This is a genomic window from Nocardioides gansuensis (assembly GCF_003076135.1).
Taxonomy (GTDB): Bacteria; Actinomycetota; Actinomycetes; order Propionibacteriales; family Nocardioidaceae; genus Nocardioides; species Nocardioides gansuensis.
Genome location: NZ_QDGZ01000005.1, coordinates 216,412 through 228,871 on the forward strand (window position 1 = coordinate 216,412; position 12,460 = coordinate 228,871).

General features: G+C 72.2%; 10 protein-coding genes. 6 read left to right on the forward strand and 4 right to left on the reverse strand.

The window, feature by feature from the left end; all coding sequences use genetic code 11:
• Window positions 1-27 precede the first annotated feature (27 nt).
• On the reverse strand, window positions 28-4,023 hold the full coding sequence (eccCa, locus tag DDE18_RS12870) for a type VII secretion protein EccCa (protein ID WP_245916665.1): 3,996 nt from the start codon (window positions 4,021-4,023) through the stop codon (window positions 28-30).
• 118 nt (window positions 4,024-4,141) lie between these two features.
• Between eccCa and DDE18_RS12875 the strand changes: the two genes are divergently transcribed.
• The 6 genes from DDE18_RS12875 to DDE18_RS12900 all read left to right on the forward strand — a co-directional run bounded on the left by DDE18_RS12875 (window position 4,142) and on the right by DDE18_RS12900 (window position 10,452).
• On the forward strand, window positions 4,142-5,497 hold the full coding sequence (locus DDE18_RS12875; protein WP_116572672.1) for a hypothetical protein: 1,356 nt from the start codon (window positions 4,142-4,144) through the stop codon (window positions 5,495-5,497).
• A gap of 134 nt (window positions 5,498-5,631) precedes the next feature.
• A complete protein-coding gene (locus tag DDE18_RS12880) occupies window positions 5,632-5,943 on the forward strand; it encodes a WXG100 family type VII secretion target (protein WP_116572673.1) in 312 nt (103 codons plus the stop codon).
• 37 nt (window positions 5,944-5,980) lie between these two features.
• A complete protein-coding gene (locus DDE18_RS12885; protein WP_116572674.1) occupies window positions 5,981-6,271 on the forward strand; it encodes a WXG100 family type VII secretion target in 291 nt (96 codons plus the stop codon).
• Between the two features lie 144 nt (window positions 6,272-6,415).
• Entirely contained in the window at window positions 6,416-7,780 is a 1,365-nt protein-coding gene (eccD, locus tag DDE18_RS12890) for a type VII secretion integral membrane protein EccD (RefSeq protein WP_245916666.1), read from the forward strand.
• A gap of 3 nt (window positions 7,781-7,783) precedes the next feature.
• Window positions 7,784-9,202: a type VII secretion protein EccB gene (locus DDE18_RS12895; RefSeq protein ID WP_116572676.1), complete on the forward strand. Its 1,419-nt coding sequence runs from the start codon at window positions 7,784-7,786 to the stop codon at window positions 9,200-9,202.
• A complete protein-coding gene (locus DDE18_RS12900; protein ID WP_116572677.1) occupies window positions 9,199-10,452 on the forward strand; it encodes a S8 family serine peptidase in 1,254 nt (417 codons plus the stop codon). Before DDE18_RS12895 ends, DDE18_RS12900 begins: the two co-directional genes overlap by 4 nt.
• A 14-nt stretch (window positions 10,453-10,466) precedes the next feature.
• Here the strand turns inward: DDE18_RS12900 and DDE18_RS12905 are convergent, their stop codons facing one another.
• Genes DDE18_RS12905 through DDE18_RS12915 form a run of 3 tightly spaced genes read right to left on the reverse strand, consistent with a single transcriptional unit; the run spans window position 10,467 to window position 12,248 of the window.
• On the reverse strand, window positions 10,467-11,315 hold the full coding sequence (locus DDE18_RS12905) for a VOC family protein (protein WP_116572678.1): 849 nt from the start codon (window positions 11,313-11,315) through the stop codon (window positions 10,467-10,469).
• Window positions 11,316-11,334: 19 nt separating this feature from the next.
• Window positions 11,335-11,739, reverse strand: coding sequence for a VOC family protein (locus tag DDE18_RS12910; protein WP_116572679.1), 405 nt, complete (start codon window positions 11,737-11,739; stop codon window positions 11,335-11,337).
• 53 nt (window positions 11,740-11,792) lie between these two features.
• Entirely contained in the window at window positions 11,793-12,248 is a 456-nt protein-coding gene (locus DDE18_RS12915) for a DUF4383 domain-containing protein (RefSeq protein ID WP_245916667.1), read from the reverse strand.
• Between the last annotated feature and the right edge of the window lie 212 nt (window positions 12,249-12,460).

Genomic DNA, 12,460 nt, shown 5'->3' on the forward strand with positions numbered 1-12,460 from the left:
CGTCCCGCTCCCGGCGTACAGCCGGTGTCAGAGCTGCGGCTCGGTCCAGGCCAGCTGGGTGACCTCGACACCGCGGTCCCGGGTGACGACCCGGGCGCGGCCGGGCGGCGCCGGCTGCGGGCGGAGGGTGCCGATCAGGGCCCCCTCGTCGCGCGGGCCGGAGAGCAGCACGCCCGGCATCGCCAGGTCGCGCAGGGACTGGATGATCGGGTCGTAGAGCGCCCGGCTCGCACCGCCCACGCGGCGTGCCACGGCGACGTGCAGGCCGGTGTCGCGTGCCTGCGCCATCAGCGGCTGCAGCGCCTGCACCGGCGACGACTGCTGCGTCGCGACCAGGTCGTAGTCGTCGACCACCACGAACACCTCCGCGCCCGTCCACCAGGACCGGTTGCGCAGCTGCTCGGGGGTGACGTCCGGGCCCGGGATGCGGCTCTCGAGGTAGGCCGCGAGGTCCTTGATCGCCGGGGTCGCCTGGGTGGCCGACGTGAGGTAGTTGAGCAGGTACTCGTCCGGCACCTCGCCCAGCAGGGAGCGCCGGTAGTCGACGACGACGATCTGCGCCTCCTTGGGAGTGCGCGCTCGCATGACCTCCTGGACGTAGGCACGCAGCAGGCCGCTCTTGCCGGACTGGCCGTCACCGAAGATCAGCATGTGCGGCTCGGTGTCGGGGTCGATCGCGACGGGGGCGAGCTCCTTCTCGTTGATGCCGATGAGAAGCCTCTTCACGGGGACCTGGCGGCGCTCCGCGTCCTCGCGCACCTTGTCGAGCGTGATGAGCTCGGGCAGCAGGCGCAGCTTGGGACCGGCCGGGCCCTGCCAGGCCGCCGCGACCCTGCTGACCAGGTCGTCGACACCGTCGCCGAGGGTGGCCGCGTCGGGGTCGCCGTCGATGCGGGGCAGAGAGGCGAGGTAGTGGAGCTTGGCGGGCACGAGGCCGCGTCCGGGGCGCCCGGTGGGCACCAGGGCGGCGATCTTGCGGTCGATCTCGGAGTCCAGCGGGTCACCGAGCCGCAGCTCGAGCTTGGAGCCGAAGACGTCGCGCATGGCCGCCCGGAAGTCGGCCCAGCGGCCCGATGCCACGATGAGGTGGAGGCCGAAGGTGAGGCCGCGGCCGGCCAGCTGCTGCAGCTCCATCTCGATGTCGTCGAAGTCGGCCCGCAGCGTGCTCCAGCCGTCGATGACGAGGTAGACGTCGCCCCAGCTGTCGTCGGCGCGACCCTGGGCCCGGCGGGACCGGTAGGTCTCGATCGAGTCGATGCCCTGCTCCCGGAAGTAGGCCTCGCGGCGGTCGACCACGCCCTGGATCTCGGCGACCACGCGGCGTACGACGTCGGGCTCGGACCGCGTGGCGACACCCGACACGTGCGGGAGCTTCGCCATCGGCGCGAAGGTGCCGCCACCGAAGTCGAGGACGAAGAACTGCGACTCCAGCGGTGTGGTCGTGAGCGCCATGCTCGTGACGATCGTGCGGAGCATGGTGCTCTTGCCGGACCGGGGGCCACCCACGACGGCGACGTGGCCGGCCGCGCCGGTCAGGTTGATGGTCATCGTGTCGCGACGCTGCTCGCGCGGGCGGTCGACGGTGCCGAGCGGCACGACGAGGCCGTTGACGCGGCGCCACTCCTCCGAGACGAGTCCGAGCTCGGGGTGCTCGGCGAGGTCGGGCATGAGCTGGTCGAGGGTGTCCGGCACGTCGAGCGGCGGCAGCCACACCTGGTGGGCGGGGTTGCCGAGACCGACCATCTTCTCGACGGCGATGTCGAGGAGCGAGGGCTGCTCGCCCTGCTGGGCCTGGGGTCGAGGTGCCTCCTCGGCCTCCGGCTCCATCGGCTCGAGGGCCTGCACCTCGGAGATCGTGAACGGCAGGATGCCGCGGACGTGGCCGCCCTCGTCGCGGGCGACCCGGGCCCGGCTGGACGGCGGGCCCGACACGTACGCCGCCTTGAACCGCAGCAGCGTCGACTGGTCGGGCTTGAGGTAGCCGAGGCCGGGGACCGCGGGCAGCTCATAGGCGTCCGGCACCCCGAGCACCGCGCGGGACTCGCCCGCGGAGAAGGTGCGCAGGCCGACGCGGTAGGACAGGTGGGACTCCAGGCCGCGCAGTCGCCCCTCCTCGAGCCGCTGGGACGCGAGCAGCAGGTGGAGGCCGAGGGACCGCCCGAGGCGGCCGATGGCCACGAACAGGTCGATGAACTCCGGCTTGGCGCTGAGCATCTCGGAGAACTCGTCGACCACGATGAACAGCGACGGGAGCGGGGCCAGGGGCTCGCCGGCCACCCGGGCCTTCTCGTAGTCGCGGATCGAGGCGTAGTTGCCCGCGTCGCGCAGCAGCTCCTGGCGCCGCACCATCTCCCCGGAGAGGGCGTCCTGCATGCGGTCGACCAGGGTGAGCTCGTTGGCGAGGTTGGTGATCACGGCCGAGACGTGCGGCATGTCCGCCATGCCCGCGAACGTCGCACCGCCCTTGAAGTCGACGAGGACCAGGTTGAGGGCGTCGGGGGAGTGCGTCTGCGCGAGCCCGAGCACGAGCGTGCGGAGGAACTCCGACTTCCCGGAGCCGGTGGCGCCGATGACGAGGCCGTGCGGGCCCATGCCCTGCTGGGCGGACTCCTTGATGTCGAGGTGGATCAGGCCGCCGGAGTCGCCGATGCCGATGGGCACCCGCAGCCGGTCACGTGCGGGGCGGGGACGCCACGCCATCATCGCGTCGAACGTGGGGATGTCGCCCAGGCCCAGCAGCTCCATGTGGTCGGGCGCGACCGAGGTGATGTCGACCGTGCCGCTGGCCGAGGACGCCTCCGCGCTGGCGGTCTTCAGCGGCGCCATCCGCCGCGCGAACGCCTCGGCGGTGGCGAGATCGCACTGGTCGATCTGCGCCTTGACCGGCTCCTCGCGCAGGCGCAGGGCGACGATCGGCGCCTTGTCGCCCTTCGCCTCGCCGGTGATCTGCAGGCGCAGGCGGGTGGAGTCCTCGAGGTCGTCCCAGTGGGCCGGGAGGTCGAGCAGCGTCACGCCGTGCAGGCCGTCCGGCGGCACGATGTGGTTGCCCGGCGGCAGGTGGCCGCCGTCGATGACGAGCAGCAGGTGCGGGGTTGGTGGTCGCTCGTCCGCGCCGAACCGCGGCCGGTCGGGCAGGTCCTCGGGCAGCAGGTTGCCAAGGTCGTCGAGAGACGTCGAGACCATCCGCATCGGGCCGACGGCGTCCGCCTCGCGCTGGCTCTGGGCGTGGGGCAGCCACTTGACCCAGTCCCAGTGCTGGAGGTTGTCCTCGGAGGTCAGCACGGCGACCACGAGCTGGTCGGGGTTGTGGAACGCCGTCGCCGAGCAGATCAGCGCCCGGGCAGCGGCCCGCGCCTCGTCCTCGCCGCCGCACACCTCGACGCGGTCGAAGGCACGCAGGTCGATCGAGGCGGGCAGGTCGGGCTGGAGGCGGTGCACGACCAGCAGCCGGTGGAGCGCCGAGGCGGCCGCGGGGTCGACCTGGTCGACGGGGGCACTCTCCGGCGGCACGAGCTCGAGCGAGAGCGGCTGGGCGCACAGCCCGTAGCGCACCTGCAGGAAGTGGGGGTCCCCCGAGGTGTTGCCCCAGAGCCGGCTGCGCTCCTCCGCGATCGCGGGCAGGGCGGAGGGCTCGGGGTGGTGCCAGTTCAGGGCCCGGCGCTGCTGGTCCGCCGCCTTGCGGGCGACCTGGCGGATGTTGGAGAGGTAGCGCAGGTATTCGGTGCGGGAGCCCGTCACCTGCTGGGCCCGCTGCTTACGCTGCCGGTCGATCTGCACGATGATGAAGCCCAGGGTCGCGAACAGGAACATGCCGGCCGCCAGGAAGCCGCGGCCGCGGTTGGCTCCACCGGTGGTCGCTACCAGCACGATCGAGCCGAGGCTGCCCAGCATCGGGATCGCGTTCATCAGGACACCGCTGGTGCCCTCGCCCTCCTGGATCTCCGGGGGTGGCTGCAACACGATCTGCCCGCCGGGCATCTCCGGCGCGTCCATGCGATGCCCACCGCGAAGCGTCGTGCTCACCCGAGTCCCCCTCGTGCGCCGTCAAGGTCGCGTTGACTATAGGTGCCCCCCATCAGCACGGACTACCCTGCTGGGCGGACGTGTGCCACCGGGGGCGCCGTGCACCTGAGGGGGAAGGTTGAGCGACGCACAGTCGACGTCGACGATCGTGCTGACCATCCATGGTCCGGCGGGAGTCGTGGACCTGGTCGTCCCCGAAGGCGCCACCTCGGTCGACGTGGCCCGCGTGTACGCCGCGGAGGCAGGCCTCACGGCGATGCCACTGCTCCAGCGGCCACTCGGCGAGCTGCTCACCGCCGATCGGGCGCTCGTCGACCTGGGTGTCGAGCCGGGCGACCTGCTCGTGGCGACGGTGGGCGTCCACCGTCCGCGGAAGCGGCAGGCTCTCATGGACGTCGTACGGGCTGCCCCGGACGCGCCGCGGTTCGCGGCCTTCATGGTCACGCTGGCCGTCGTCGTCGCGGGCCTCGCGGCCTGGTACGCCGCCCAGGCAGGAGAGAGCATCCAGCGCACGGTCGTGGTGGGTGCTCTCCTGGTCTGCGCCCTGGCAGCGGCGCTGCCCGTCGGTCGCCACGCCCCGCAGCGCTCCTCGGCCGCTCCGGCCTTCGGCGCCGCAGCCGCCTTCGCGGCCTTCTACGAGCCGGGCAGCCACCTGCTGCCCGCCGTGGTCGGGGTGACGGCCCTCGGTGCGGCGGCCGTCGCCGCGATCGCCCGGGCCATGGCGCCCGCCGACCACGAGGCGCTGACCGTCTGGGTCGTCTCTGGGGTGGTGGTCTTCGCCGTCTGCGGGGCCGGCCCACTCCTGGAGTGGTCACCGCGGGTGTCCTGGACCGTGCTGCTCGTGCTCGCGATGCTCGCGGTCAGGTTCGTGCCGTCCCTGGCGGTCGACGTACCCGACGAGGCCCTGCTCGACCTCGAGCGCCTCGCCGTCACGGCGTGGTCCGCACGCGACGTCTCGAAGTCCCGCCGCGGCCGCATCGTGGTGCCCGAGTCGGCGATCGTCCGGCTGGTCACGACGGCCACCCGCACCGTGACCGCCGCGAGCGCGGCCGTGCTGGTCGTGATGGCGGTGGCGACGCCGCTCCTGCTGCAGTCGGCCACCATCGACCTGGACCGGATCGGGGCGCGCTGCCTCGCCTTCTTCGCCGGCGGCGCCGTGCTGCTCGCCGCCCGGTCCTACCGCCATGCCGCCTCCCGCACCCTGCTGCGAGCAGCTGGGCTGTCGGCCTGGGTGGCACTGGCCTTCGCGATGGTCCCGGAGCTGGGCAGCCGCACCCTTGCCTGGGTGGTCGCCGTGGCCGTGGCCGTGGGCGCCGTCGTCGTCGCGGCTGCCGTCGCGACCGGGCGTGGCTGGCGCTCGGTGCGCTGGTCCCGGCGGGCCGAGCTCGCCGAGTCGCTGTGCGGCTCGTTCACGCTCGCCTCGGCGGTCGTAGCCGCGGGAGTCTTCCGAGCCCTGTGGGAAATGACGTCCTGATGTTTAGGCCCTCAGGGGGCGGGTAGATCCTCGTTGGCCGGGGGGCCGGGACGTCTCCCCGAGCCAGGCAAAGAACCACCAGGCACCAACCACTGAACTCGGTCGGACCGTCCGCCGAGGGGGAAGGAACGACAATGACCGCACAGTACGGCCAGGCAGAGAAGGCGCTCTCCCAGGCGGCGGAGTACGTCAACTCCGCTCGCGGTGACGTGAAGAGCAAGTGCAACACGCTCTCCGACCGGATGAACGAGATGCTCGCGGGCTGGGGCGGCCAGGGCGCCAGCGCCTTCGGCAACCTCATGGTGGCGTGGCAGGAGAAGCAGGAGACCATCCTGAAGGCCCTCGACCAGCTCGCCGTCTCCATGCAGGAGACCGAGAAGGACAACGTCAACACCGACCAGGCGCAGGCTGACTCTCACAGCACCCTGCGCGGCCGCCTCGGCTGACCCACCACCCACCGACTTCCAGATCAGGAGAATCGACATGTCTTTCGACGGAATCAGCGTCCAGCACGGCAAGCTCGACCAGGGTGCGGCTGACGCCATCCAGGCGGCCAAGGACATCGAGGCCCGCCTCGACACCCTGGAGAACGAGCTCAACCCGCTCAAGAGCGACTGGGTCGGTAGCGCCAAGGCTGCCTACGACGACGCCAAGGCCAAGTGGGACCAGGCGATCACCGACATGATCACCCTGCTCCAGCAGGCCGGTCAGGGTGTCTCGGACTCCAACGCCGAGTACCAGGCTGCCGACAAGCGCGGCGCCGACCGCTTCTGAGCCACCCGTGAGGCCGGCCGTCCCCTCGGGGACGGCCGGCCTTGGCTGCTTTACTGACGCCGCACGTCACACGCCACGGACAGCCACGGACACACAGGTCATCTACGTACAAGGGGATCAGCACGCATGAGTCAGGCGTCGTCCATGGCCTCAGGCCTGGTGCGAGTGACTGTCGCCTCGGGATCGCGACGGGTCGACCTGGTGCTTCCCGGCGCCGTTCCGGTCGCCGAGCTGGTGCCCGAGCTGGCCCGCAGCGTCGGGCTCCTCGATGCGACGACTGTCTATGGCGGCTACAAGCTCGTCACGCAGGAGGGACGCGTCCTCGCCAGTGACGCCGGCCTGCTGATCCAGGGTATCGAGGACGGTGGCCTGCTCACCGTGACTGCCGGGGTCGACGAGAAGCCCCCGCGCATCTACGACGACGTGGTCGAGGCCATGGCAGACGTCGTGGAGCACGAGCTCACGCCGTGGGAGCCCGCAACCGGCCGGCGTACTGCCCTGGGCGCTGCCGGCATGCTGCTCGCCCTGGGCGCGCTCGGGCTGCTCCTGCTGGGCGAGAGCATGCTCGGCGGCGTCGCGGCCGCCCTCGTGGCCCTCATGCTCGTCGTCGGTGGCGTCGTGCTGGCGCGCAGCCAGGACGAGCCCGAGGCCGGGGTCGCGGTCGCGCTGCTCGCGACCCTCTATGCCCTCGTGGCCGGACTCGTCCTGGCGAGTGGTGACCTGCCCGAGTGGACGTGGCCCCTGCCGGCGGGGTTCTTCGAGGGACCGGTGATGACGGCTGGCCTCAGCATCCTCGCCGTCGGCGTCATCGCCGTGGTCGGGCTGCGCGACGGTCGCGCCCTGATGATCCCGCCGATCGTGGTGGGTGCCCTGCTGACCGCCTGCGGGCTGCTCGTGATGCTCACCGGCGTCGAGCCGTCGGTGCTGCTCACGATCGTGATGACGCTGGTGGTGCTGGCGGGCAGCATCTTTCCCTGGCTGGCGCTCGGCATGACGAGCACCAAGGTCGACCAGCTCTACTCCCTCCACGACGTCACGGCCGACCCCGGCGAGATCGATCCCGCCCAGGTGGGCGCGGACGCGCGGGTGGCGCACGAGATCCTGCTGGCCGTCTCCGCCACCGTCGGCACACTGCTGGTGCTGTTCGCCCCGTTCGCCGTGAGCCGCGGCGCCACCGGCACAGCCCTGGCTGCGGTGTGCTGCCTCGCCGTCATCCTGCGCACCCGCCAGTACCGCGCCGGCTCCGAGGTGTTCGCCGGCATCGTGTCCGGGGTGCTCGGCCTGGCCTCGGTCGCCCTCTCGATGCTGCTCCAGCACGACGGCTGGCGCGCCTGGGCCGCCATCGTCCTGGCGGTGATCGGTGCCCTGCTGCTCCTGACGACCCTCGTCCCCTCGAGCCCTTCGGTGCGCCGCGGGCGGCTGGGCGACATGGTCGAGTCCCTCACCCTGCTCTCGCTCCTGCCGCTGATGGTGATCGCGGCGGGCTTCGTCGACGCGGTCATGGGCTGAGCCGTGGCGACCAAGAAGGACCTCGTCGAGGCGCACACCTTCTCGCGCCGCCGGCTGGTCACCGCCTTCGTGAGCGGCGCCCCCGGTGGACGCGAGGTCGAGCCCACCCGGCCCGGCCGGGTGCTGATCGGAGGCGTCGCGATCTCGGTGCTCCTGCTGGCCGGCGCGGCGATCGCCGGCTTCCTGCTGGGCAGGCCCAACTCCCAGTGGCTGGAGAAGGGCAGCTTCGTCATCTCCAAGGACACGGGCGAGCAGTACGTCGTGCTCAACACCGAGCCCGACCCGGTCATCCAGCGCGTCCCCAACTACCTCTCGGCCCAGCTGCTCCTCGGCGACGCCGAGCTCACGCCGTTCACCGTGCGGGACAAGTACATCCGCAAGGTCACCCTCGGTCCGGACCTGGGCATCGAGGGCGCCCCGGCCGGCCTGCCCGCGGCCGACGAGCTGGTCCAGGGCGGGTGGACGGCCTGCACCGCGCCCGAGCAGGGCATCAAGGTCACGGTGACCCGCGAGCCGGAGGTCACCGAGCTGCGGTTCTCGTCGTTCCTTGTGGAGAGCGGCGGGAAGCACTGGCTGATCGCGGCCTCACCCGGGGTGGACGTAGGCGCCCACCGGTTCGAGATGCCGCCCGACTCGACCGACGCCGACACGTTCGCCGACCGGCTCGGGTTCTCCGCACTCGAGGCGGCTCCCGTCGTGGCCGAGGACTGGCTCAACCTCTTCCCCGCAGGGCCGCCGCTGACGCTCGACGCGTTCGGGCTCACGAGCGTCGGCGAGCCCGTGAACTATCCCGAGTCCGAGAGCGACCTGAAGGGCCTCGAGACCGGCGACCTGGTGCGCACGCACTCCGGCAACTTCTACCTCCTGGGCTCCGACGGCCCGCAGCTGCTCTCCGAGTTCGCCGCCCAGCTGTACGACGCCGTGGGTGGCCGTCCGGTGCAGGAGCTCCCGGGCGACCTGCACGTGGAGCGCGCACCCGAGGAGTTCCCCTCAGAGTGGCCGTCACGGCTCCCCGAGCCCGCGGGCACCGGTGACCTGTGCGCGGTGCTCTACCCCTCGGAGGACGCCGGCTCGCGGGTCGTGCTGGCCGACTCCGCTGAGGGTCGTGCGAGTCCTGACGATATCTCCCGCAACGAGCACGAGGTCGTCGTCGAGCCCTCGGGCGGCGCCTATGTCGAGGCGGGCGCGGACGAGGCGAGCACCGAGGGCACGGCGTACGTCATCGACGCCAAGGGTGCGAAGTATCCGCTCGTCGGCCCCCTGGTCGCCGACTACATCGGCTACGGCGAAGCGACGCCGACCGTTGTGCCGAGCAGCTGGATGCGGTTCTTCGAGGACGGGGTGACGCTGTCCCTCAACGCCGCCCGACGGGTGCCCGAGGACGCCCCGGACCAGGGCCAGACGCAGGAGGCGACGCAGTGACCCGCCCTGCGGGCCGATGCGGTGCCCGGCGCGCCGCAGGCACCCTCGCGCTGGCGCTCGCGATGGCCCCGGCGCCGCTGTTGGCCTCGGCGGGCCCCGCGTCGGCCGCTGACGACATGCCGTGCGACGAGACGGCGGTCCCCGGCTCCGACCGGCTCGCCGACGCGACGACCGGGATCGACGAGGTCAAGGTGCGCCTGCACATCGAGGAGGCCCACGAGATCAGCCGTGGCCGGGGCGTGCGTGTCGCCGTGCTGGACGGCGGGATCGACGGATCCGGGCTGCCCGTCGTCGGCCGCCTCGGCGTCGGGGGCCTCGTCCCCGAGCGGCTGACCGGTCACGGCACCATCGTCGCCGGCATCATCGCCGGCCGCGACGGAGTGGCCCCGGACGCCCAGCTCATCGACGTCCGCGTGATGGACACCGTGACGCCGGACTACAGCCAGGGCCAGAAGGGCCTCACCTCCGGCGGCATCGCCGAGGGCATCGAGCGGCTGCTCGCCGCCACCCGTGCCGACCCGCCCGAGGTCGTCAACATCTCGCTCGCCGTGCGGGACAACGACGACCCCAGGCTGAAGGCGGCCATCGCCGCGCTGGTCAGGCGGGACGTCGTCGTGGTGGCCTCCGCTGGCAACGCCGTCCAGTCCGACGACGAGGGCGGAGCGCCGTTCGAGGGCACGCCCGAAAGCGACGCGCCCATCTACCCGGCCGATTATCCCGGGGTCGTCGCCGTGAGCGCCGTACCCCCGGACAACGACGACCCACGTCCCTACGTCGTGCCCAACCGGGACACCGACGTCGCGGCACCGACCCTGGGGGCCATCTCGCAGAACGCCACCGGCCAGCGGTGCGTGGTCGGCCAGGTCGCCACGTCATGGGCGACGGCGGAGGTGAGCGGCGTCGTGGCTCTGCTGCGCTCGCGCTACCCGAAGGACACGGCCGCGCAGATCGTGGCCCGGCTGCTGCACACGACCGAGGGCGGCGTCAGCGACCCCGGCGCGCGCAACCCGTGGACCGGCTACGGCGTGGTGCAGGCCCACGACGCGCTCGTGCGACAGCTCTCGCCGAAGAAGTCCGGCACGCTGAAGGTCTCCGAGACCCGGATCCGCTCCGACGCCCAGGCCCCGCCGGCGCCGGAGAAGCTCGACCTCTTCGGCTCCTCGCGCGCCCTCCTGCTGTGGTTCGGCCTGCTCGCCGGCACGCTGTTGGCGCTCGCGTTCATGCTGCGCCCGCTCTTCCGCCGGTCCTGAGGCCAGCCGCCGCCCTACCCGTCCCCGCCGGGCGGCGTGAACTGGCTGACCGAGAAGACGGCGCCCTGGGGGTCCCGCACCAGCGCCTCGCGAGTCCAGTCGGAGTCCGTACGCCGGAGCACGGCGCCCCCGAGGCGCACGACGGCGTCGACGGCGTCGTCGCGGTCGGCGACGGTGAAGGTGACGTGCCAGTGGGGCTGCTCGCCGGGCTCGGCGCGGACCAGCCAGCCGATGGCGTCGGCGAAGCCGGCCGGGACGGAGACGCCGGACTGCCGGGCATGGATGTCCGGGTCGGACGTGGCGGCGAGGTGGTCGCCGTAGCCCGGGCGCCGGATCATGGTGGCGAACCCCAGGTCGGCGAAGGCCCACCCGAACACGTCGGCGTAGAAGGCGGCTGATCCCTCCGGGTCGTCCGTGTGCAGGTCGCTGAAGTTCCAGGCGCCGGGGGCATTGGTGAGCTGGGCGCCGGCGCGGAGTCCTGCCTGCCTCAGTCGGAACGGGACGCCGGACGAGTCGGTGCAGGCTGCGGTCCAGCCGTGCTGCCCTGCCTCATCCGGTCCGCGCACGGTCCGCCCACCGGCGGCTTCGACCCGGGCGAGTGCCCTGCCTACGTCGTCGACGGCGACGAAGGTCTGCCATCCCGGGTCCCCGACCTCGCCCGGGGTGGTCGGGCCTGCCAGGCCGGCGACGTCCTGACCGTCCAGCCGCGCGACGAGGTGGCGGGACTGCTGGCCGGGCGAGGTGACGTCGTCGAAGGTCCAGCCGAACAGGCCGGAGTAGAACGCCTGGGCGCCGGCGAGATCCCGGTGCTCGAGCTCGATCCACGAGGTCACACCTTCGGGATAGGTCCGTGCCGTGCTCACGAGAGGTCTCCGGCCGCGATCACGGCGTGGGCTGGTCGCCATCGCCCCCGGCGCCGGCCGACCACTCGGGGAGCTGCTGCAGCGCCCAGCCGTTGCCGTCCGGGTCGCTGAAGTAGACGAAACGTCCCCACGGCTGCTCGTCGACGTCGCTGACCTCGACTCCCCGGGCGACCAGCTCCGCCCGGACCGCGTCCGCGTCCGCAACGACCATCTGCAGGTTGTCCAGCGACCCGGGCGTCATGGTGGTGATGCCCTTGCCGAAGGCGATCGAGCACGCCGATCCCGGCGGTGTCATCTGCACGAACCTGACGTTGTCGCTGACCGTGTGGTCGTGGTCCGCGTGGAAGCCCACCGCGAGGTAGAACGCCTTGGCCCGGTCGACGTCGGTGACCGGCACACCCACAAGCTCCAGCTTCATGTCCATGGCCCCACCCTAGGGACCAGGGCGGACAGGATTTGTCCGCAGCCGGCCTCGCCTCAGACCCGGCGGCCGACCGTTTCACGCCCGCGCGACAGCAGGACGCCGAGGGCCACCATGCCGACGCCGAGGACCACGTGCAGCCAGTTGTCCGCGATGTCGACGGGCAGGAAGTTGGCCGCGGTGTTGCGGTCGATCAGCGCGCCGTACAGGGCGAGCAGCAGGTAGAGGCCGCCGCCGCCGACGAGGTAGGCCCGCGCCCCCTCCCACGTGCGGGCGAGCGCGAACGCCGCGGCTCCGAACAGCAGGTGCACGACGTTGTGCAGGATCGACACGTCGAACACGCCGAGCAGCTGGGCGCCCGACTCGTGGCCGGCGAGCTCGAGGTCGCCGTAGTTGGTGGTGATGCCCGGCACGAAGCCGAGGACGCCGACAAGCGCGAAGACGGCTCCGACCGCGAGCGCGGCCTTCTGGAGTGGGGTCGCCGTCATGGCCCCGGACATCAGGTTGCTCATGCTCATGCGGTACCCACGGCGAAGATGTCCGATACGCGAGGGCGTCCAGGGTGACTCGCCGCAGGGGCCGGACGTGTCGGACGGCGCCGCGTCGTGCGGTCCGGCTGGTGGAGGTAGGGGGTGCGGGGGTGCGAACCCCCGAGGGCTGTGTCGTGCAGCGACGCTTCTCGTCACAAGACAGTCGTTCTTCTCCAGCGTGTAGTTGCCAGTGC